We start from the raw sequence: 20340 nt of genomic DNA, 5'->3' as shown, positions 1-20340 counted from the left end.
TTAGGGAAAAGCGGCGTGACCAGGCGCAAACGCGCAGTCTTCTTGATTAACTCCCTTGCTGGCGGCGGCGCCGAGCGGGTGATGTGCACGTTGCTGCGTCATTCCGAGCCCCAACAGGAAGAGTTCGACATCTCGCTTGTGGTGCTGGACAGCGAAGCCGCAGGCAACGCGCCGCCCGATTGGGTTGATGTCCGGCAGTTCGATTGCCGCTTTTCTTTGGCTCGCAGCATTCTCGCCGTTCGAAGGGTTTACGCCGAGCTTCGGCCCGATATCTCCTTAAGTTTTTTGACCCGTGCGAATTTGTCGAGCGTGCTTGGCGCGGTGTCGCCGTGTGTGATCAGTGAGCGGGCGCATACCTCACACCACTTCAGCAAGGGCCTTCGCGGTGCTGTCTCGCGCACCATGGTGCGCGCGATTTACCCGCGCGCGTCACGTGTGATTGCTGTGTCTGACGGTGTTGCGCAGGATTTGCGCGAGAATTTCGATGTGCCCGACGACCGGGTGCTAAGTATCCCTAATCCGACGGACGTCGATTCAATTCGCATTCAGGCGCGCGGTTCGATGCCGATCGATGTTGGCGGGCCGTTTATCATGTCTGCCGGTCGGCTGGTGAAAGTGAAGAATTTCGCCATGTTGTTGCGTGGTTTCGCGTTGGCCGGCGGCGATCGAAAGCTTGTCATTGCTGGAGAGGGCGAGGAGCGCGGCGCGTTGGAGCAGCTGGCGCAAGAGCTAGGCATCGCTGATCGCGTTTTGCTCCCTGGCTTTATCCAAAATCCTTATCCCTTGATGGCTGCCGCTGACGTCTTTGTGCTGCCTTCGGATTCGGAGGGCTATCCGAATGCGTTGATTGAGGCGATGGCTCTTGGTCGTTCGGTTATCGCCACGAATTGTGATTCCGGCCCGTCGCAGATTCTAGCTGGGAAGCCGCGTCAGGCTGTGACTGGCGTCACGTTTGCCGAAAATGGCGTTCTGGTTCCGGTTGATGATGAGAGCGCTATGGCAGAGGCCATTCGAGCGCTTAACGATGGGGAGCGCCGCGCCGAATATGGTGCAAAGGCCGCCATACGAGCGGCGAGTTTTAACGCTGCCGCGATAACTGCGAGATATTGGGACGTCTTGCGCGACGCGATGAATGCAGCGCCGGCGCGCCAACACTAGGAATGACGAGTATGGAAGCCGCCGAATTTGCGTCAGCGCCGAACACGACGCGCGATCGCGCGCCGCGGATCGCGATCTTCGGTGGCTATGGCAGCGGTAATTTCGGCAACGATGCTTCATTTGAAGCGCTGTATGATTTTCTCCGCGCCGAGATGCCAGAGGCGAAGATTTCTGCGATCTGCAGCAAACCAGATGTGGTTACCAAGAAGTTCGGCGTGCCCGCGATTGGCATTGCTGCGCCACGCCCTCAGGGGATTTGGCGTAAGTTAGATACTCTCGTGCTGCGCCAGCCGAGTACGTGGCGAAATTGGGCGCGATGCCTGAAAGCATTGCGCGACTACGACATCATCCTTTCGGGCGGCACAGGCGTTTTTGACGATTTTCGCGACACGCCGATGGGGTGGCCAAGCGTTTTGCTGCGCTGGTGCTTAGCCGCGCGGATGCGCAAGGTGCCGTGGGTTTTCGTAAGCGTCGGCGCGGGGCCGATCGTTAGTCCGATCAGCCGCGCGATGATGAAGAAGGCGGGTTCATTTGCCCGCCAACGCCTTTATCGGGACCAGGATTCCTACAGCTTCATGCAAAGGCTCGGTGTCGATGGTGAGCGCGACGCCGTTGTGCCAGACCTCGCGTTCCTGCTCGCGACACCGGACGCGGTGAAGCCCGTTGGTTCGCAGCTTGTGGTGGGCGTCGGCATGATGACCTACCAAGGCTGGCACGCCAAAGCCGCTACTTATCAAGCCTATGTCGAGCTGCATGCCAAGCTGATCGACTGGCTGATCGGCGAAGGTCATCAGGTGCGCATGATTATCGGTCAGGCGCCGACGGATTTCACCGCGGCGCGCGATGTGGAGGCGCGGCTTGGCTTCAAGTTGCTCACTGAGCGCGATGAGAAGATGAACTCAATTCATGATGCGATGACCGCGATCGGTGAGACCGACATGGTCATTGCTTCGCGTTATCACGTGCAAATCGCGGCGCTAAAGATGGGGCGGCCGCTCATCTCTTTGAGCTATGGCCCGAAGAATGACGCCCTCATGGAAGATGTTGGGCTCAATGAGTTCGTGCAGGATGTTGACCATGTCGACTTCGAGCGACTTAAGCAGCAGATCAATAGGATGATCGCAGGTCGTGAAGGCTACGCAGTGCAAGTGCGTGACAAAGTGAGTGAGATGAAGGCGAAGCTGCGCCAAGCGTTGCGAGCGCTAGACCTCGGCGCCTAGTCAATTGAGGTCAACGCGTCAGGTTGCCAGCGACGCGGGGCGTAGGGTTTGCTGATCCGTTTTGCGAATAGATAGTACGGCCAAACGGCCACGGATTCGATGAAGTCCCAGGGATTGGGCGCGTGTCCGCGCGCTTTTAAGCGCTTGTAGTCACGCACCGCGATCTTCATTGAGCCGGAGGCTGCCCAGTAAAGGATGCGCCGGTAGAAGACGCGAAGGAAACGACGCAGCACGCGGCCGTATTCAGTGTTTGACAGATGCGCAGGGCCGTAGCGCTCGATGAAGAGCAGTTTTTCCCAGATCACTGCCTTTACCTTTGGCGCCAGCGTGAACACGAGCGAGCCGGATTCAGCATAGCGACTGGTGTCGGCCAAATACTTATGGACGAAGGCCGCGCGTTTGCCGCGTGAAAGCACCCGGCAAACGGCGGCGATGTAGCATTCGACGATGTCGTTCGGATAAAAATCTTCGTCGGGGCGCATGGCGTCGCGGCGGAAGAGGACATGCGCGGTTGGGATGTGCGCCTCGTCCGAGAGGAAGCGCGCCAGCATGTTGCTAGCTTCGTAGACCGTGCATTCTTCCGGGAACTGATGCGCTCTAAGGACGCCATTCATTTTCTCGATGCCGGCAACCATGACGATGGTGTCGTCAGTCAAGGCGACGTCCATCATGTCGGCGATTGCAGTTGGCGGCATGCTGTCGTCCGCGTGGAGCATGCGAAAGTGCGTGGCCTCGGCAGGAATGAGGCTCGCTACCATGTTTGAGTTCTGTTGAAAGGTGATCGTCGCGGGGTTTCGGATCGTGATGATCGGCACCTCGGCATTGGCGTAGCGCGCGATGATCTCCGGGGTCGCGTCGGTGCTCGCATTATCCACGATGCAATGGACGAGCGGGCGATAGGTCTGCGCCTGAACCGCCTTGATCGCGCCTTCGACGTGCTTTTCGCCGTTGTAGCAAGGCGTAATGACGGCAACGAGAGGCCGGGGCGTGGAGGGGAGCGCAGTTGGCATTATCTCAGGCAGCCGTGTTTGGCCGCGTTGGCGGCTCGGGATCGTGCTGCCAGAGCAATACTTAGGCCGTCAAAGGGCCCGTAAGGTCTTCAGTTGAAGAGAGCTATAAAGCTGAGGACAACCCAGCCGATCCCGGCCCACATGGCGACGCCGACCGCCAGGGCGGCCCAGATCGACGCCGCAACGGGCCAGCGCTTTTGAAGCGCCCGAGCTGGCGGCTTGGCGGCCGGCGCGAGCAAATCTACCTTCGAGACGGCGCCTTGGGGCTGTGGGACCATGAACATCAATGTCCGCATCCATCGTTCGTTCGGCGTCGCAACCCTTGGCGAGAGGTCGTTCAACTGGTTGCTGCCCGACAGATGGACCATTCGGCCCTAGGCTGGGCAGTTAACTTTCAGACAAACTCCAGTCGATCCTGGGGGTAACGCCGGCTTACCGTATGGGTTCCTATGATTTCGTTAGCTGGGCTTTTTCTCGTGGCGCGCGAGTTCTTGAGAGCGCCGGAGGATAGCAGGTTTTCTCCAAAGACGCGAATGCTGCTCACATCAGACTTCCGTGAGGCGTGTAGCACAAGGTTCTCCTCATCGTTCGGCGCGACTGCGCCTTGTTGCACGCGACGAAAAAGCGACAGGTTGCGCAATTCATAGGGGAGTTCTTCGCTGGCATCGCAGAGCGCCGCTGTGTCCCAAGTTAAGACGTGCTAACTATTTCCAGCGCTGGCTGGGTAATTGCTTTCAGCGCACGAGGTCCGCCGAGAAGCGAGCGGACGGGGATCGTCGCAATGAACGTAATCGCAATTCGCAAGCCGACGGGTGAGATGAACCTCCCACCCGAGGACGGAGGCGAGCTTGGTACGTTCAGCTTGAAATGGTTGTTCGATTTCCTGGTCCGCCGGTGGATGTTGATCGCCGCCGTGGCTGCGGTCTCTTTCGTGCTGGCTTTTGCGGTATTCATGATCCAGCCGCCGCAATATAGCGCGACGGCGTTGGTGATGATGAGCGGCGGCGGCGAGCAGGTGCTGGGCCCCCAGCAGCCGAATGGCCGCCCCGACGCCCCACCGAGCGCGCCGGTCGTGGACTCTCAGCTTGAAGTGCTCCGCTCAGATATGCTGACGGGGCGCTTGGTCGATGCGCTCGAGCTCATGAGTGACCCGGAATGGAACGCGGCGCTTGAGGACAGCGACGCGCCGGCAGCCACCGACCAAAGCCCTGCCGCCTTGGCCTATCGCACAGAAGCTCGCCAGGCCGTGGTTAAGGCCGTCAGTGGCGCGATTAGTGTTCGCCGCCGTGGCCTTACTTACGCAGCTGAAGTCACTGCTGTATCCCAAAGCCCGGAACGCGCCGCTCAGCTCGCCAATCATTTGGTCGAGCTCTTCCAGCGTTATCAGATCGAAGCCCGCATCGAGAGCGCTGCGCGCGCCAACACGTGGCTGTCGACGCGCCTTGAAGAACTGCGCTCAGACGTTCAAGCCAAGGAAAGCCAAGTCGAGCAGTATCGTGCGACCACTGGTTTGGTTTCGACGCAGGGTGCTTTCCTGATCGAGCAACAGATCACGGACGCGCAAGCTTCGCTTATGCAGGCGCGCGCCGACTTGTCTGAGCGCCAAGCTCGTTATTCTCAGCTGCAGGATCTCCTTAATCAGGGTGGTTCGGCTGACACGCTCGTCACGGTTTTGAACTCGGTCGTGATCTCGCAGCTCCGTTCGCAGGAAGCCACGGTTGCGCGCCAGCTTGCTGATTATCAAAATCGCTACGGTGAAGCGCACCCTGCGATCGCAAACGTCCGCGCAGAACTTACCGATATTCGCGAGCAGATCGCGGCAGAAACGCGCCGTATCCAGGCTGGCATGCGCAATGACGTCGATATCGCCTCCGCCCGCGTGATTCAGGCGCAGGCAGGCCTCGATAGCTTGCGCGCCCAAATGACTGGCGGTGGTCCGGAAATGGTTCGCTTGCGCGAACTCGAGCGTGAAGCAGCCGCTGCCCGCACCGTCTATGAGTCGTTCCTCCAACGTGCTCATGAGATTGCGGATCAAGGCACCATCAACACCGCGCCAGCGGAACTGATTTCAGCAGCGGCAATTCCGAGTGAGAAGAGTTCTCCGCGTCTGTCGATTTCGTTCGTGTTGTCCTTCGCGCTTGGACTTGGCCTGGGTCTCGCGGCGGCGTTCCTGGCTGAGGCGCTCGACGACGGTTTCGTCAGCTCGGATGACGTCGAGCGCAAAACCGGAGCGCCGGCGCTGGCCAGCATTCCCCAGGTCCGTCGCAGCGAGCTGCGCCAGTCTTCAACGACGACGACACATCCCGCCGCCTTCATGATCCAACGCCAGATGTCGGCGTTCACTGAAGCTTTCCGGGTGCTGCGCACCACCATTTTGTTCGCTGCTGGTCAGCCGAAAACGCAAGTTGTCGCAATCACTTCGGCGCTCCCGAACGAAGGCAAGACCACGGTTTCGCTGTGCTTGTCGCGGGTTTCGGCGCTCTCGGGCCAACGTGTTCTTCTCATCGATTGTGATCTGCGTCGCCGTTCGGTGAAGGAAGTTTTGGACATTGAGCCGGATGTCGGTCTTCTCCAAGTGCTCTCGGGCGAGGTGACCTGGCGCCAGGCGATCTATCTGGATGAAGCCAGCGGCATGTGTGTCCTGCCCGTCAGCGGCTCGGGTTTCACGCCGAAGGAGATCTTCGGTGCAGAAGACATGAGCCGCCTGATCGCGGAACTTCGTGGTTCGTTCGACTTGATCGTGCTTGATTGCGCCCCGGTGCTGGCTGTCGCGGAGACGCGCGTCGCCGCGGCGAAGGCTGATGCTGTAGTGCTGGTTTCGCGCTGGCAGAAGACGCCGATGCGCGCGGTTCGCGCTGCGCTCCAACAATTGCATGATGCAGGTGCAAACGTTCGGGGCGTCGCGCTCAACGGTCTCGATCGCCGCGCGCCTGGCTACTACTCGTATCCAACGTACGATTTCAGCAAAGGCTGAGCGGGGTTTTCGTCGAGCGCGGTTCTCCACAATTGTTGGGCGAGGTGTTTCGCTTTGGCGCTTGCTTCGCGCGCCGGGCGAGCGAGATTGAGTTTTCGTACTGAGATATCAGTGTGCGCTTGCAAGAGGCGAACGCAGGGTGTCTTTAAGTCAAGTGCTAAAGCTCGTCGCAGAAGTGGGCGGGCAATGTGGGGAAGTCATGCAGGAACGCTCTAAGGCTAGCGAAGAAAACGCTAGCGCCGCAGCACCAGCTCGGGCGCCCACGTCTTCGCGCGCGGCAACGCCGCGCCTCACCGCCATCACACCTCCCGCGCCTCCGGCCATCGCTGAGCCGCAGCAACGCGTGGAAGTCGTCCGTAAGGCTGAAGTCGTACAAATCGCCCCGACGCCGGTTGGTGGTTGGTCTAAGCGCGCGTTTGACGTTTGCGCCTCGGCCGGCGCTTTGGTGGTTCTTGCACCGCTTTTGATAGCGACCGCGATCGCGGTAAAACTCGATAGTCCTGGTGACGCCATTTTCCGCCAGGAGCGTGGTGGGCTCGGCGGGAAAACCTTCCGGATCTGGAAGTTTCGTACGATGTCGGTGATGAAAAATCGCGGCGTCGTGCAGGCCATCCACCACGATGCACGTATAACGCGCCTTGGCGCCTTCCTGCGCCGTTCGAGCTGGGATGAGCTGCCCCAGCTCGTCAACGTCCTGAAGGGCGATATGTCAATCATTGGGCCGCGTCCGCACGCGCTCGAGCACGACATCTATTTTGAATCTGTCGACGGAACCTACCCCGAGCGGTTTACCGCGCGTCCTGGTGTGACCGGTCTTGCGCAGGTGAATGGTTGCCGTGGCCCGACGGAAACGCACGACAAAATTCGTGCGCGCACGAAATACGATGTCGAGTACGTGCGTAATTGGACCTGGTGGCGCGAGGTTGAAATCATCGCGGCGACCGTGGCTGTGCTGTTCTGGAAGCGAGACCCCGGAGCACTTTGAGCCGGAATTAGCGCCGCACGCGAGCGGCGCTTTTTGCATGTGAAAACGTCAGTGCAGGACGCGTCCAGCCTTGGGGCAGGACGCGCCCGCAGCGTAGAATAGTGGCGCCCGTGAGCGGGCATGAAAGAGGCGAGTGGTTCCATGAAAGTCCTGTTGACGGGTTCGCGCGGCTATATCGGCACGGTGATGACGCCAATGCTGCAGAAGGCGGGGCACGAAGTCGTCGGTCTGGATGCCGATCTTTATTCGCGCTGCACGTTCGAAGATGGCGGCCAGATCGTCGACATCCCGACTATTATCCGCGACACGCGCGATGTGCGGTTGGAAGACGTCGAAGGCTTCGATGCGATCATTCACCTTGCGGCGCTCTCGAACGACCCACTCTCTAACCTCAATCCGAACCTGACCTATGATGTGAACCACAAGGCGTCTGTTCGCATCGCTGAGTTGGCCAAAAAGGCTGGCGTGCCGAAATTCATCTTCGCCTCCTCGTGCTCGAACTACGGCAAGACCGAAGGCGACGAGATGATCGACGAAACCGGCAAGCTCGCACCGGTCTCGGCCTACGGTGAATCGAAAGTGCTGGTCGAGCGCGACGTGAAGCCGATGGCGGACGAGAAGTTCTGCCCGGTGTTCATCCGTCCGGCGACCGCCTACGGCGTGTCACCACGCCAGCGCTTTGACATCGTGCTCAACAACCTTGTCGCCTGGGGCATGACCAAGGGTGTCATCCTCTTGAAGTCGGACGGCACGCCGATCCGGCCGATCGTTCACATTGAGGACATCTCGCGCGCGTTCATCGCTGCGCTTGAAGCGCCGGCAGATCTGGTCCGCGGCGAAGCCTTCAACGTCGGCCAAACGGCGCACAACTACACCGTCCGGCAGATCGCCGAGATCGTGCGTGACATCGTGCCGAACACCACGATCGAACTCACCAGCGAAGCCGGCCCGGACCCGCGCTCGTATCGCGTCAGCTTCGAGAAGATCAAGAAGACGCTGCCGGGCTTCCAGCCGCAATGGGATGCGGTGAAGGGCGCCGAGCAGCTCTACGCCGCCTACAAGAAGAGCGGCATCACCGTCGAGGAATTCGAAGGCACGCGCTACAACCGTATCGCCCACATTAAGAAGCTTCTCGCCGACGATCTGCTTAACAACGAACTGCGTCCGTCGGGCGAAGCGGTGGCCGCGGAATGAAATTCCACAAGACCACCCTGCAGGACGTCGTTCTCATCGAGATGACGCCGTTCGGCGACAATCGCGGCTGGTTCGGGCGTTCCTTCTGCATGAAGGAATTCGCCGAAAACAATCTTGAGGTCAGCTACCCGCAGCACAACACCGGCTACTCGAAGACGAAGGGCACCGTGCGCGGCATGCACTTCCAAGTCGATCCGCATTACGAAGTGAAAGTTGTCCGCGCGCTGCAAGGCGCCGTGCACGACATTATCGTCGACATGCGCCCGCATTCGAGCACGTATCTGAAGTGGGAGGGGTTCGATCTGTCCTTTGAGAACGGTCGTCAGCTTTATGTGCCGCGTGGCTTTGCGCACGGTTACCAAACGCTCGTGGATGATACGCAGGTGAGCTATCTTTGCTCGGCCATGTATGTGCCGGATTCAAACGGCGGCTATCGTCACGATGACCCGGCGTTCGGCTTGAAGTGGCCGCTGCCAGTGAGCGAAATGTCAGACAAGGACAAGGCTTGGCCGGATTTCGTGCAGCCGGAAAAGAGCGGCGTAAAGCCAAGCTCGATGCCGGTTCGCTTCTAAACTGGTTGTGATCTGAAAATTGAAGCCGCGCCTTGAAACAGGCGCGGCTTCATTATTTTGGGCGCGTCACCAACCAGTAGGAAAATGCGCGTCGATGGATCGTCTCTGAGCAAACCGTTCGTTTTGTCTCAAAGAGAAGCGTCCCCGCATGCCTGCTTGCTCCTCGTTAGCCACGACGACACGTTCCTGGACGCGGTAGGTGTTACGCGTCGGCTCACGTTGCAGTGATCGGCGCGAGGCTCGCGGAGTCGTGAGGGCGGATTAGCGCAAACCTGCCTTAGCCTCGTCGCATGCGGCGGATACTTGGCTTGCTAGCGGTTGGCTGTGTTCTCATTGGCGCGAGCGCGTTTGCGCAACCGGCCGACAATTCGTCCTGGTATACAATCATGGCGGACAGCGGCCCGATGCTTGGCCATGTGTCGCTTGAGGTGATCCCTAGATCAGATGGGCGTGATCTCATCGAGAGCCAGAGTATTTATCTGCGCGAAAGCGGGGGCCTCCCGCATCGTGCGCGTACGCGCACGGTGGTGCGTGAGAACAATGAGGGGCAGGCGCTTTCTATAGAGTCCACGTCCACCATGGGACGCTTTCGCACGCGAACGCGGGCGCGCATTAGCGGCGCGCGCGTTGAGGTCGAACGCGAAACGCCGAGTGGTCAAACGCGCGAAACGATCATCTTGCCAGACAATGTCCGCTTCGATGATGGCGATGGGCTGGTGCAGAATTGGACGCCAGAGGCTTTAACCCGCCTGGAGTTTTTGAACTTCGACAGCGATACCATGGCGGTCGAGCGCATCGTTATCGAGGCGCAAGGCGCGCCAAATGAGGCGGGGCGATTCAGTGCGCTGCGTTGGCGCTATGACGGTGGTCAGTTGCGCGGCGTCGCTCGCCTTGTGTTGGAGCATGGCCGCGTTGTTGAAGTCGCGCAGCCGATGTTCGGCGAGACGTTCCGTACGCGGCTAAGCGATCGTGCAACCGCTCAGCGCGCCCATCCGCCCTATCAAGTAATCCCCAATATGGCCCAACGCTCGCCGTATCGGATTTCCGCAGAGGCGCGGCGCGGTCACCTGCGATTTCGCTATGAATTTCGTGAAGGCGTCGGCTTTCCGCTTCCGCAGACTGGTGAGCAACGTGTCCGTGTGGAGAACGGTTCCGCCACACTCGATATTTGCGAAGGTTGCGGGCCCGGCCTTGGCGCCGATGGTGCGACTTTAGCCGATGCTTCCCGCTCCACAGCTTGGTTGCAAAGCGATCACCCGAGACTGCGCGCCATGGCGGCTGCAATACGCGAATACGATGTGAGCGATGCTCGTAAGATGGAGCTGTTGTTGGAACGCGCGATTCCGTATCTGGAAGCAGCGGATTTCAACGGTCATTATTCTGCGTTGGATACGCTTGACCGTCGCGCTGGCGATTGCACCGAGGCGGCGGTGCTTTTGGCTGCTCTCGGCCGGGCCGCTGGCATTCCCACGCGGGTTGCGAGCGGGGTGTCGTACTCTCGTGAGAGCTATCATGGCGTAAGCAACGCCTTCATACCGCACAGCTGGACGTTGGCCTACGTTGATGGCGCTTGGCGGAGTTTCGATCTGTCGCTCCGTGAATTCGATAGCGCTCATATTGCGCTAACGATTGGCGACGGCGATCCAAGTTCGATCGCCGCCGCTGGTCAGTTGGCGAGCTTATTGCGGCTCGACAGCATCGCTGAGGTCCGCCGCCGCGACGACTGATTGCTCAACGTTGTCGCTCGTTTGGGCGTTGGACGGCGCCGCGTCCTCGTAAACTACAGGCGCTTCTGGTGCTGCCGTGGCATGCGTGTCCGCGATCTGCTCGATGCTCTCTGTGCTGACCGCACCAATGATTGTGAGGTCTGTACGCGTCGAAGGATCTTGCGCTGAGGCGATGCTTGGCATCGTCAACGCAGCAACAGCAAGAACTACAGCAAGTTTCAATTTGTGGGACATGATGTCTCCCTCCTAACGATGAGAAGCAGAGCGTACGTTCGTGCCGTTCGACAATACGCGCCTGTTCAACAACGCGTGTGAACCATGCCGTCTCGCGATGTTGTGAAATTTGAACGCCGATACTTCACGCGCTCGTGATTTCAAATACGACAAAGGCCGCGGTGCGAGAGCGCCGCGGCCTTCATAGTTTCAGCGTAGTCGTGGCGTTAGTCGTTGAGAACTTCCAGAAGGTTGTTCTCGCTCAGCACTTTCGCGGCATCATGGATGCGCTCATAGGGGAGCTTCGCGCGTTGTGCGATGTCCAGCAGCGAGTGCTGACCGTCCGATTGGTTCAACATCCAGAACACCGGCAAGTTGGCGTCGTAGGCCTTCTTGTCGCCGCCGATGGCGCCGTAAAGGCCGCGCTTGCCAAGGTTCGGCTCGCCGTGCGGCGCGAGGTTCATCGTTTTGTACTCGTTCTCGAGGATGTCGATGATCTGGAGCGTATGCTTGTAGGATTTCTCGAGCGCGTCCGGCTTCAGGAATTCCATGTTGTCCGCCGAGGTGTGATACTCGGGGAAGAGGCCGAAACGCGAACGCAGGAGCAGGCCAACGTTCAGGCGGAAGGCCGGCGAATTGTATTGGCGCTCGTCGTAGCCGTAGGGCCAGAAGTCGACGATGTTCGGAGCGGCTTCCTCGTCGCGCAGAATCTTTTCGACGGCGCGGTCGACAATGGCGTCGCCGGCTTGGCTGCGCTTGTAGGTCGGGCCACCCGGATCGCCGACACACGACAGGATCAGGCCGTTCTTGATGCGCTTGATCTTGTCTTCATTGCGGCTGAGCCAGGTAATCGAGCCGATCGTGCCGGGTGCGAAGATGAACTGGTACGAGTAACGCGTCTTGCCTTGGAGTTGGGTCAGAGCTTGGGCAAGGTGCGTGTTGACGCTCATGCCCGAGCAGTTGTCGTTGGCGAGCGAGGGGTGACAGCAGTGCGCTGAGAACAAGAAGATCTCGTCGCTCTCGCCCTGGAGGAAGTATTCGCCGTAGGTCAGTGAACCGTTCGGGTTGTGGTCGGAATCGATGAACGCCTCGTACTCGCCGTCCGGCAGGCTCATCAGCTGGTCGTGGCTCATGCAAAAGCCCCAGTTGATGTTGTAATAGCTGGTCCGGTACGGGATCAGGTCGGGCTGATCCGGCATTGTGAAGATGTGCTTCTTCAGGTCCGCCAGCTGGAACTTGCCATTGATCGGCGCTGAATAGTTCAGCACGTGCAGATTGTGCTTCTTGAAGTCGATGATCTTGTTGCCCTGAGGGTCCTTGATCCAGGCGTCGCGGATGTTCCACTCGGGCGCGATCGTCCAATCGAACGCCTGGGTGCCTGAGGGCACTTCGTGGATCTGCAGGTCGATCTTTTGCTTGATGTGTCCGAGGGTCTCGCGGACGCCATTGCCCGAAATCGAGCGGCAGATCGGGTAAATGCCGTTGGCGAAGTCCCACAGCTCTTGGCCGATGCCCGGCTTGTAGAGCTTTTGGACGAGTGACTCACGAATAACGGGCATTGGACAGGTTTCCTAAAACGCGACGGATCGCCGTTCATCGTCGCGTAAAGCACATTCCGGGCCGCACTCGTTTGCGGCCACGATTGCCCAGCGTCGATGGTGACATCCAAATTTTTTCGGGATTTTCCACGTGCCGTCAGAGCCGTCATTTTGTCAAGCAAAACGCCTCTCGCCGCATGCTTTACGGGGCATTTATGAGGCCGTTGACGGAGGTTGAAATTGGTGCGCGTAACAGCACCGTGGCGGCACGGAGGTTGCAGCCTTAATAGCTGGCGCAAGAAACGCGCGAAGCCCGGTGAGCAGGGGTCATGAAAGTCGTTCTATTCTGTGGCGGTCTCGGTACGCGCATCCGCGAGTATTCCGAAAGTGTGCCAAAACCAATGATCCCGATCGGTCATCAGCCGATCCTCTGGCATGTGATGAACTATTACAGCCAGTACGGGCACAAGGACTTCGTGCTGTGCCTCGGCTACAAGGCCAACACGGTTAAGGAGTTTTTCCTTAACTATAAAACCCAGACGTATGGCGATGTCATCGTCGAAGGCTCGAAGGTTGAGCTTCTTGGGCCGCGCCAAGAAGATTGGCGTGTGGCGATGATCGACACCGGCGTGTGGCGCAACATCGGCAGCCGCCTTTGGGCCGTGCGCGACCACGTCAAGAACGAAGAGATGTTCCTCGCAAACTACAGCGATGGCCTCTCAGACGTGAACCTCGATGACATGATCGAGAAATTCAAGAAGAGTGACAAGCTCGCCTGCTTTTTGGCTGTGCACCCGCCTGTCACGTATCACCTTGCCGACATCAACGATGACGGGAAGGTCAATCGCTTCATCACCTCGGATCGATCCGAGATTTGGATCAATGGCGGCTTCTTCCTGCTGAAGCCGGCGATCTTTGACTATATGAATGATGGCGAAGAACTCGAGGTCGAGCCATTCGAGCGCTTGATCAAAGAGAACAAGCTGATGGCTTACAAACACACTGGCTTTTGGCGCTCGATGGATACGCTGCGTGATCGTCAGGTGTTGGAAGACATGATGGAGAAGGGCGAGATGCCCTGGAAGGTCAACGGCAACGGCAAGAAGCCGAAAGCCTAGGATGCTGTCGTTCGACCTCGCTCGGCCGGGCAAGACGCTGCGCGTATTGGCGCTCGGCGCACATTCGGACGACATCGAAATTGGCGCGGGCGGCACAATCTTGTCCTGGATCGCTTCCGGCGCACAAGTGCATGTCGACTGGTGTGCGCTATCTGCGCCGGGTGAGCGTGCCGATGAAGCGCGCGCCAGCGCAATGGAATTTCTGGCCGGTGCGAAACATGCCGAGATTCATCTCGGTGAATTCCGCGATGGCTACTTTCCCGCCGAACGCACGGCCGTGAAAGATTGGGTCGAGGGATTGAAGCGTCTGGAAAAGCCAGATGTAGTGCTCTGCCATCAGCGCAACGATGCGCACCAAGATCACCGGATGGTTTGCGAACTCGCATGGAATACGTTCCGCGACCACCTCATCCTCGAATATGAGATTCCTAAGTGGGATGGCGATCTGGGGCAGCCCAATATCTACGTGCCGCTGACGGAAGCGGCGCTCGCGCGTAAGATCGAGCTTTTACACAAGCACTTCGGCACCCAGCGCTCCAAAGCCTGGTTCGACGAAGAGACTTTTCGCGGCCTCGCTCGTTTGCGCGGCGTTGAGTGTCGCGAGCGCTACGCGGAGGCATTCTTCGCGCGCAAACTTCTATTGAAATAGGACCACATCCGATGGCTCACGCCGGCTTCGAAAAATCCAACGTGCTGCGCGCGAAGGGGCAGCGCCTTATCCCGGGCGGCGCTCATACGTACGCAAAGGGTGACGACCAGTACCCCTTGCTCGCACCGGGCCACATCGTTCGTGGCAAAGGCTGCCGCGCGTGGGACGCCGATGGCAATGAATACATCGAATACGGCATGGGCAACCGCGCGGTTACTCTCGGGCACGCCTATGAGCCGGTGCTCGCAGCGGTGCGCGCTGAGCTCGAAAACGGTGTGAACTTCACGCGCCCGGCGGCGATCGAAGTCGCGGCCGCCGAGAAGTTTCTCTCGATGATCCCGAATGCCGAGATGGTGAAATTCTCGAAGGACGGTTCTGACGCCACCTCTGGCGCCGTGAAGATCGCGCGCGCCTATACGGGTCGCGATATCATTGCGATCTGCGGCGATCATCCGTTCTTCGCGGTGGATGATTGGTTCATCGGGACGACGCCGATCAATGGCGGGGTCCCCCGGGCCGTCACTGATCTAACCGTAAAGTTTAAATACAACGACATTGAAAGCGTGAAAGCGCTGCTGGCCAAGCATCCTAAGCAGATCGCGGGTTTCATTCTCGAGCCGACGCGCGGCAACGATCCGAAAGACAACTTCCTCCACGAACTCAAGCGACTCGCCCACGAGGACGGCGCGCTCTTTATTCTGGACGAGATGATCTCCGGCTTCCGCCTGCACAATTACGGCGCCCAGCACATGTATGACATTGACCCTGACCTCTCGACCTGGGGCAAGGCCATCGCCAACGGCTTTTCTGTGTCGGCGCTCGCGGGCAAGCGTGAGTTTATGCGGCTCGGCGATTTGGAACAGTGGGAAAAGCCTCGCGTGTTCCTCATGTCCACCACGCACGGTGGCGAAACCCACGGCCTCGCCGCCATGATGGCGACTATGGACGTCTACAAGAACGAGCCCGTGATCGAGCACATGGTCCGCGCTGGCAAAAGATTGATGACAGGTATCGAACAAGCGGCGCGTGCGCGCGGGGTTCATGAGCACGTTACTGTCATGGGTATGCCGTCCAACGCCGTGTTCGGCGCCACCGATGGCGACAAGAAGCCGAGCCAAGCTTATCGGTGCGTCTTGTTGCAGGAATTGATCAAGCGCGGCGTCATCGCGCCCTCGATCGTCGTTTCCTATGCTCACAAGGACGCTGACATCGATCAGACCATCGACGCGTTTGATGGCGCAATGGAAGTTTACGCGCGCGCGCTCAGCGACGGCGCGGAAAAGTTCTTGATCGGTCCTCCTTCAGAGATGGTCTACCGCGCTTTCAATAAGAAGCCGGAAGGCGCGTGACCTCACGGTGTTAACTCGCCTGACTTATGAAAAATTGTGAACTTTACCAGCGCGATAGAACGTATTTCGGTCGCTTTCGGTTAACTGCGCTCGGGCATTCTCCGCCGACGCATCGCATCCGCGCGGTGTGAGTGGAGCCCGCGAATGACCGCCCGTAACCAGCGCGTTAATAAAGTCTCGGCCGGAATTCCCGCTGCGAGCGCAATTTGTTGCGATCTGGGCCGGTCTGGCCAAATTCTGCCCCGTCCACTCACATCATCTGGATCTCCGGATGAGCCTGGCGGCTTGGGGGAAGTCTTGCGTATTAATCCATTTGCTTCGCTTTTTGCAGCGTCACTTATCGTGCTTGCGCCCGTCCATGCGGCGGCGCAAACGCAACAAGAGAGCACGGCGCGCCAAGAAAGTGTCTCAGTCCGTGATCGTGATCGTCCAGAGTACGATGCTCCTGGCCGTCGCCTTGGCTCATTCAACCTGAATGCGGCGCTCGATCTTGCGGTGACCAGCACCGACAACTTGTTCGCAGCGCCAGATGGCGCGCCGAGTGAGGTCGACGATATCATCTATAGCGTCGCTCCGAATGCCTCGCTCAGTTCCGATTGGTCGCGGCACGCATTTGCGATCGACGCTGGCGCGGTTTTCCGCAGTCATGAGGATTTCTCGAACGAAGACGCGGACGATCACTACGTCCGGGCCACAGGCCGTTTTGATATCGGCGAAAATACCGCGCTCCGCGGCACGCTGCGTTCATCGCACCAGGTGACGCCGCGCACCGATCCGGACTCGCCTTTCATCGGCGCGCCGGTGGAGTATGACCGCGTCGATAGCGGTGTCGGCGTCACGCATCGCTTCGCGCGCTTTACCGCGAGCCTCGATGCCAACAGTAGCGAATATGAATATGACGGCGCGCAATCGTTCCGCGACAACGAAGAGAGTGCGCTGCGTGGCCGTCTCGATGTCGAGTTGAGCCCGCGTATCGGACTGTTGCTTGCCGCGACCGTTGACGAGCGTGACTACAACAATTCACCGCAATTCAATTCGGATGGCGCCGCCTACATGGTCGGCGTTTCGCTGAATTCCGACCTGATGCGCGGCGAAGTTTCGGTTGGTCAGTTCGAGCGTGACTATGCTGGCGCGACGGGCAGCTTTGATGGCGTCGCGGTCGAAGCCAACGTTGAATGGTACATTACTCAACTCACCACGGTGACGGTCGATGCGCGTCGTGACGCGGACGATCAAATCGGCGCCTTCTCGGGCGAGCCCTACATCACCGAAGAATACGGCGTTCGCGTCGATCATGAGCTGCTTCGCAATGTGATCCTCACGGGTTCGGCGCGCTTCGGCAACCGCGACTACGAAACGATCGCTCGCGAGGACGAGTACAACGAGTGGGAGGTGGGCGCTGACTACATGCTCAATCCTCACGCCGCCCTGCGCTTGCGCTACCAGCACGACGAAGTTGATTCCCCCGCTTACCGCGACTACGAGGTCAATCAGGCGACGCTTGGTCTGACGCTGCGTCTCTAAGCAGCGTCGCAGGCGTCTTGGGCGAATGAGCACAGGCATGCCCGCGGGGGACAAGAAAACGAAGCGTCCCAAAGCAGGGGCCGCCAAAAAAAGCGCCGCGCGGAAACGTGCGGCGCAAGGCGTTTCGCTGCCCGATGCGCTGCCTGATGCGCTGGCCGAAGCGGCATGGGCAGAGGCCGACGCCGCCCTCGCTCAGGCGCTGGCGGACTTTGACGAAGCGGAAGGCGCGCAAAAGAAGCGCGCCCGCAAGGATGCGATGGCGCGTCTTGGGCAGGCGCTCTCACAGGCTGCGCGCCGGCGGGGCCTGGCGCGTATTGGCGAGATCGACGATCGCGTCGATTTCAGCGCTGCCGACCACGATTTGAACGCCGCTGTCGCGAAAACGCCGAAGAGCGTGCGTATCCAGGCCAGGGGCGTGGCGCGGGGCGACGAAATCCTTGCCAAACCGCGTGTCGCGCCCGTGCAGCGGAAGAAGCGGCGATGAGCGATTGGACGCTCTGTATCGATTTCGGCACCGCGTTCTCAAAGGCGGCAGTGGCGCCTAAAGGCGCGTGGTCGCGTTTCGACCCAGCCACGGTGCGGCCGCTTATGTTGAGCGCCGAGGGGCAGAACGCATTCCTGCTCGATAGCGCCGTCTTCGTTGATCAAGATCGCGTTCTGTTTGGGCGTGCGGCGCTCGACGAAGCCGATGCGCAGGCCAACAATAAGCGAACTGCGCTGCGGTCGTTCAAGACGCTGCTGAGTGTCAGCGACCTTGAACGCGCTTTGAATACCAACGCGCCAGCGACGATCGACCCGCATCGGATATTCCAGATGCGCGATCTGATTGTGCTCTACCTGGCTTATCTCCTGGCTTCGATTGAGCGCGCCATCCAGGCGGATGCAGTGCTGGCGCAGGGCGGCGTGTTCAGTCGCCGCTACGCTGCGCCGGCTTGGCGCGGCGGCGATAGCGCCGGGATGCATAATGTTATCGTGCGCCTATTTGGTGAGGCGGAGGCCTTTCGCGCCATCGTCGGCAAGCGATTGGTTTCTGCGGATGGGATTTCGCTGCGAACGATCATCGATGCGTTGCCCAAGGCAACGGAGCAGGCGCAATCACTGGATATGGGGCTGATCTACGAGGCTACCGCGGCGGCGGCTTATACTTCGGTCGGTCTCGAAGGCTCGGGCTCGCATATCATCGTGGTCGACATGGGCGCCGGTACGACCGATGTCGCTGCGCTGGCGCGACTTGGGCCGCGAACGATCGAGTTGCCGGAAGCGCGGGTCACGCTCAAGCAGGCCGGCGATTTCGTTGATCGGGTTATCGCGAACCGCGTTCTCGACAACGCGAATTGGGCAAAGCGACCGGAGTCGAAAGCGGAGCTTTGGGCGGTCTTGATGAGTCAGATGGGCGACATCAAAGAAGCGGTGATGGTCGACGGCCGGGCGACGTTGCGCAATCAGGGCCGCAGTATCACGCTGTCACGCAAGGACGTCGAAAAGGACGAAGACTTTCGCGATTTTCTAAAGAGCTTGCGCGAAGCTTATGATCACGCACTCGCGATCGTGCGCGATGACGCGCGTGCGCGGGGCCGTTCTGAAGTTCAGGCCATCGCCGTCGGTGGCGGCGCCTCGACGCCCTTCATCCAAGATCTGATCCGTCGCAAAATGGAATCCACGCGCCCTCGCGTCATTCCGCGTCCAGCAACACCCGATTGGGCGCACGCACGTGAGTTCAAAGGCAATCTCGCGCCGGTGTTTCCGCAATTGGCGATCGCGATCGGAGGTGCGTTGGCGCCGGAGAGCATGCTTGCCGCGCGCGGTGGGGCTATTCCCCCCGCAAACGACCGAAGCGGTATTCCGGTGGAACGCGATTGACGTAAACCGCCGTCTGCGCGCGCGGACGGCGTTGAAGGGCGCCCATGGCGTGACGCACCGCCGAAATCGGTGTGCGGTCCCAGGCGGTGACCAGAACGCATTTGTCGGCCACCGCTGCAGTAGCGGCGCCGTCTGCCCCTACGAGAATTGGCGGGCAATCCAAGACAATGAGATCGTAGCTCTGTCGAAGTCTCAAGATCAGCTCATTAAAGCCCGGCGCCGCCGCAGGGTTGCGCCAGGGACCGCGTGAGCGTGAAGCTGGGATGAAGTGGACGCCGGTTTCGTCTTCTTCGCCGACGAAATTCTCCCATTGACTAGGTTCTTCGCAGGCGTCGACCAACCCTTCGTCTGGATCAAAACCGAGCGCGCGGGTCAAAGAGCGCCGGCGCAGGTCGCAATCGATAACGATGACCGTGCGCCCTTGCTGCGAAGCTGAAATTGCCGTGCACATCGCCGCTGTTGTTGCTCCTTCATTGGCGACGGCGCCGGCGAAGGCGACGACGCCGTCCGTGGCGATCGCGCTCTGAAGATTGCGAAACGCCGTTGCGAACGGCGATGACGGCATGAAGGCGAGGCAGCCGATAGGGGTGCGCTTGTCCGGCGGCAATTGGCGCAAAACGCGCGGCGTTAGCTCGGGCGCGGCGCCGAGGATGGCATAGCCGCGGTTCTTGCCAAAGCTGGAAAGCGAAGTGATCGTGTTGCGCCCAAGCTCGCGCACGAAGCCGATGACGAGCCCAGCAGCTACGCCGATCGGCGCCCAAAAAATCAGAGATCGAAGCGGCTGCAGTCCCCCGCTCAAGTCGTAGCCTACTCCGGCGGCGGTGACCGTCACTGCGATAACCAGCGTGAGCATCCACTGACGATTGACGCCGCGGCCAAGCCGCGCGAGCGCGAGCGACTTTGACGGCGGCCGCCGCAGCGTCGCAGCGCCGCGCGTGCCCGGCTCTTCATAGCGGGGCCGCTCACCAGTCAAAGGCGATGTCACCAATTACTCCTCCGAGCCTTCGCTAACGTCAGTGCCGCGAAGCTCGTTCCACCAGCCATCCACAGGCTATAGTCAAAACTCGGGCGAATTCGAGAGCAATTGTTAGTGGCGGCGGCGAAGTTATCCACAACTCGGACTTCGCTGCTCACGGATTTCGCTCGCAAAGCGCGGCCCCTGGTATTGTGGTTACCGTCATTCAAAAATACCCAATGAGGGGCGGGAAGATGTTGCGGTTTCGCGCGAGAGGGACCTAATCACGAGAGC

At 59.8% G+C, this 20340-nt stretch carries 18 protein-coding genes; 13 read left to right on the top strand and 5 right to left on the bottom strand.

All coding sequences use genetic code 11. From position 1 onward, the window contains the following. Nucleotides 1–15 precede the first annotated feature (15 nt). Together ATE48_RS05835 and ATE48_RS05830 are read left to right on the top strand one after the other, a co-directional pair. On the top strand, nucleotides 16–1158 hold the full coding sequence (locus ATE48_RS05835; protein ID WP_066768829.1) for a glycosyltransferase: 1143 nt from the start codon (nucleotides 16–18) through the stop codon (nucleotides 1156–1158). Between the two features lie 11 nt (nucleotides 1159–1169). After that, nucleotides 1170–2378, top strand: coding sequence for a polysaccharide pyruvyl transferase family protein (locus tag ATE48_RS05830; protein WP_066768827.1), 1209 nt, complete (start codon nucleotides 1170–1172; stop codon nucleotides 2376–2378). On the opposite strand, the gene ATE48_RS05825 is transcribed toward ATE48_RS05830, so the two are convergent. Together ATE48_RS05825 and ATE48_RS05820 are read right to left on the bottom strand one after the other, a co-directional pair. After that, complete coding sequence (locus ATE48_RS05825; protein ID WP_066768824.1) at nucleotides 2375–3388, bottom strand: glycosyltransferase family 2 protein; 1014 nt, start codon at nucleotides 3386–3388, stop codon at nucleotides 2375–2377. The two genes, ATE48_RS05830 and ATE48_RS05825, sit on opposite strands and share 4 nt — an antisense overlap. Before the next feature lie 89 nt (nucleotides 3389–3477). Beyond that, complete coding sequence (locus tag ATE48_RS05820) at nucleotides 3478–3684, bottom strand: hypothetical protein (protein ID WP_156767620.1); 207 nt, start codon at nucleotides 3682–3684, stop codon at nucleotides 3478–3480. Between the two features lie 485 nt (nucleotides 3685–4169). Here ATE48_RS05820 and ATE48_RS05815 point away from each other — a divergent pair, with 485 nt between their 5' ends. The 5 genes from ATE48_RS05815 to ATE48_RS05795 all read left to right on the top strand — a co-directional run bounded on the left by ATE48_RS05815 (nucleotide 4170) and on the right by ATE48_RS05795 (nucleotide 10840). Next, nucleotides 4170–6362 carry a GumC family protein gene (locus tag ATE48_RS05815; RefSeq protein ID WP_066768819.1) on the top strand — a complete coding sequence of 731 codons (2193 nt, stop codon included), beginning with the start codon at nucleotides 4170–4172 and terminating at the stop codon, nucleotides 6360–6362. A gap of 199 nt (nucleotides 6363–6561) precedes the next feature. Beyond that, the gene (locus ATE48_RS05810) at nucleotides 6562–7347 is read left to right on the top strand and encodes a sugar transferase (RefSeq protein ID WP_066768817.1); all 786 of its coding nucleotides are present in this window, start codon (nucleotides 6562–6564) and stop codon (nucleotides 7345–7347) included. 141 nt (nucleotides 7348–7488) lie between these two features. Continuing rightward, a complete protein-coding gene (locus tag ATE48_RS05805) occupies nucleotides 7489–8541 on the top strand; it encodes an NAD-dependent epimerase/dehydratase family protein (protein WP_066768815.1) in 1053 nt (350 codons plus the stop codon). Next, nucleotides 8538–9113: a dTDP-4-dehydrorhamnose 3,5-epimerase gene (rfbC, locus tag ATE48_RS05800; protein WP_066768813.1), complete on the top strand. Its 576-nt coding sequence runs from the start codon at nucleotides 8538–8540 to the stop codon at nucleotides 9111–9113. Before ATE48_RS05805 ends, rfbC begins: the two co-directional genes overlap by 4 nt. A gap of 386 nt (nucleotides 9114–9499) precedes the next feature. After that, nucleotides 9500–10840, top strand: coding sequence for a transglutaminase-like domain-containing protein (locus tag ATE48_RS05795; protein ID WP_228126810.1), 1341 nt, complete (start codon nucleotides 9500–9502; stop codon nucleotides 10838–10840). Here ATE48_RS05795 and ATE48_RS05790 read toward each other — a convergent pair. Then, nucleotides 10793–11074: a hypothetical protein gene (locus tag ATE48_RS05790; RefSeq protein ID WP_066768807.1), complete on the bottom strand. Its 282-nt coding sequence runs from the start codon at nucleotides 11072–11074 to the stop codon at nucleotides 10793–10795. The genes ATE48_RS05795 and ATE48_RS05790 overlap by 48 nt on opposite strands. Before the next feature lie 206 nt (nucleotides 11075–11280). Continuing rightward, entirely contained in the window at nucleotides 11281–12612 is a 1332-nt protein-coding gene (locus ATE48_RS05785) for a DUF4910 domain-containing protein (RefSeq protein ID WP_066768804.1), read from the bottom strand. Nucleotides 12613–12920: 308 nt separating this feature from the next. Between ATE48_RS05785 and ATE48_RS05780 the strand changes: the two genes are divergently transcribed. The 6 genes from ATE48_RS05780 (at nucleotide 12921) to ATE48_RS05755 (ending at nucleotide 19091) form a co-directional block, all read left to right on the top strand. Continuing rightward, nucleotides 12921–13709 (top strand): glucose-1-phosphate cytidylyltransferase, encoded by a 789-nt coding sequence (locus tag ATE48_RS05780; protein ID WP_066768800.1) that lies wholly within the window; start codon nucleotides 12921–12923, stop codon nucleotides 13707–13709. 1 nt (nucleotide 13710) lies between these two features. Next, nucleotides 13711–14358 carry a PIG-L deacetylase family protein gene (locus ATE48_RS05775; RefSeq protein WP_066768798.1) on the top strand — a complete coding sequence of 216 codons (648 nt, stop codon included), beginning with the start codon at nucleotides 13711–13713 and terminating at the stop codon, nucleotides 14356–14358. Between the two features lie 11 nt (nucleotides 14359–14369). Next, nucleotides 14370–15707, top strand: coding sequence for a glutamate-1-semialdehyde 2,1-aminomutase (locus tag ATE48_RS05770; protein ID WP_066768796.1), 1338 nt, complete (start codon nucleotides 14370–14372; stop codon nucleotides 15705–15707). A 297-nt stretch (nucleotides 15708–16004) separates the two neighbouring features. Then, nucleotides 16005–17231, top strand: coding sequence for an outer membrane beta-barrel protein (locus tag ATE48_RS05765; protein ID WP_228126809.1), 1227 nt, complete (start codon nucleotides 16005–16007; stop codon nucleotides 17229–17231). Between the two features lie 37 nt (nucleotides 17232–17268). Beyond that, on the top strand, nucleotides 17269–17715 hold the full coding sequence (locus ATE48_RS05760) for a hypothetical protein (protein WP_066768790.1): 447 nt from the start codon (nucleotides 17269–17271) through the stop codon (nucleotides 17713–17715). Next, nucleotides 17712–19091 (top strand): acetate and sugar kinases/Hsc70/actin family protein, encoded by a 1380-nt coding sequence (locus tag ATE48_RS05755; RefSeq protein ID WP_066768789.1) that lies wholly within the window; start codon nucleotides 17712–17714, stop codon nucleotides 19089–19091. Before ATE48_RS05760 ends, ATE48_RS05755 begins: the two co-directional genes overlap by 4 nt. On the opposite strand, the gene ATE48_RS05750 is transcribed toward ATE48_RS05755, so the two are convergent. Further along, nucleotides 19042–20076 carry a CpsD/CapB family tyrosine-protein kinase gene (locus tag ATE48_RS05750; RefSeq protein ID WP_156767619.1) on the bottom strand — a complete coding sequence of 345 codons (1035 nt, stop codon included), beginning with the start codon at nucleotides 20074–20076 and terminating at the stop codon, nucleotides 19042–19044. The two genes, ATE48_RS05755 and ATE48_RS05750, sit on opposite strands and share 50 nt — an antisense overlap. Between the last annotated feature and the right edge of the window lie 264 nt (nucleotides 20077–20340).

Source organism: Candidatus Viadribacter manganicus (assembly GCF_001679665.1).
Lineage (GTDB): Bacteria > Pseudomonadota > Alphaproteobacteria > Caulobacterales > Aquidulcibacteraceae > Vitreimonas > Vitreimonas manganica.
This window is presented reverse-complemented; position numbering and strand designations above follow the sequence as displayed.

What these genes read in the sequence shown, in the direction of transcription:
- ATE48_RS05830 (WP_066768827.1), top strand. Translation starts at nt 1,170, where the DNA reads ATGGAAGCCGCCGAATTTGCGTCAGCGCCGAACACGACGCGCGATCGC.
- ATE48_RS05755 (WP_066768789.1), top strand. Translation starts at nt 17,712, where the DNA reads ATGAGCGATTGGACGCTCTGTATCGATTTCGGCACCGCGTTCTCAAAG.
- ATE48_RS05775 (WP_066768798.1), top strand. Translation starts at nt 13,711, where the DNA reads ATGCTGTCGTTCGACCTCGCTCGGCCGGGCAAGACGCTGCGCGTATTG.
- ATE48_RS05815 (WP_066768819.1), top strand. Translation starts at nt 4,170, where the DNA reads ATGAACGTAATCGCAATTCGCAAGCCGACGGGTGAGATGAACCTCCCA.
- ATE48_RS05795 (WP_228126810.1), top strand. Translation starts at nt 9,500, where the DNA reads ATGGCGGACAGCGGCCCGATGCTTGGCCATGTGTCGCTTGAGGTGATC.
- ATE48_RS05825 (WP_066768824.1), bottom strand. Translation starts at nt 3,388, where the DNA reads ATGCCAACTGCGCTCCCCTCCACGCCCCGGCCTCTCGTTGCCGTCATT.
- ATE48_RS05770 (WP_066768796.1), top strand. Translation starts at nt 14,370, where the DNA reads ATGGCTCACGCCGGCTTCGAAAAATCCAACGTGCTGCGCGCGAAGGGG.
- ATE48_RS05780 (WP_066768800.1), top strand. Translation starts at nt 12,921, where the DNA reads ATGAAAGTCGTTCTATTCTGTGGCGGTCTCGGTACGCGCATCCGCGAG.
- ATE48_RS05810 (WP_066768817.1), top strand. Translation starts at nt 6,562, where the DNA reads ATGCAGGAACGCTCTAAGGCTAGCGAAGAAAACGCTAGCGCCGCAGCA.
- ATE48_RS05820 (WP_156767620.1), bottom strand. Translation starts at nt 3,684, where the DNA reads ATGCGGACATTGATGTTCATGGTCCCACAGCCCCAAGGCGCCGTCTCG.
- ATE48_RS05785 (WP_066768804.1), bottom strand. Translation starts at nt 12,612, where the DNA reads ATGCCCGTTATTCGTGAGTCACTCGTCCAAAAGCTCTACAAGCCGGGC.
- ATE48_RS05790 (WP_066768807.1), bottom strand. Translation starts at nt 11,074, where the DNA reads ATGTCCCACAAATTGAAACTTGCTGTAGTTCTTGCTGTTGCTGCGTTG.
- ATE48_RS05805 (WP_066768815.1), top strand. Translation starts at nt 7,489, where the DNA reads ATGAAAGTCCTGTTGACGGGTTCGCGCGGCTATATCGGCACGGTGATG.
- rfbC (WP_066768813.1), top strand. Translation starts at nt 8,538, where the DNA reads ATGAAATTCCACAAGACCACCCTGCAGGACGTCGTTCTCATCGAGATG.
- ATE48_RS05760 (WP_066768790.1), top strand. Translation starts at nt 17,269, where the DNA reads ATGCCCGCGGGGGACAAGAAAACGAAGCGTCCCAAAGCAGGGGCCGCC.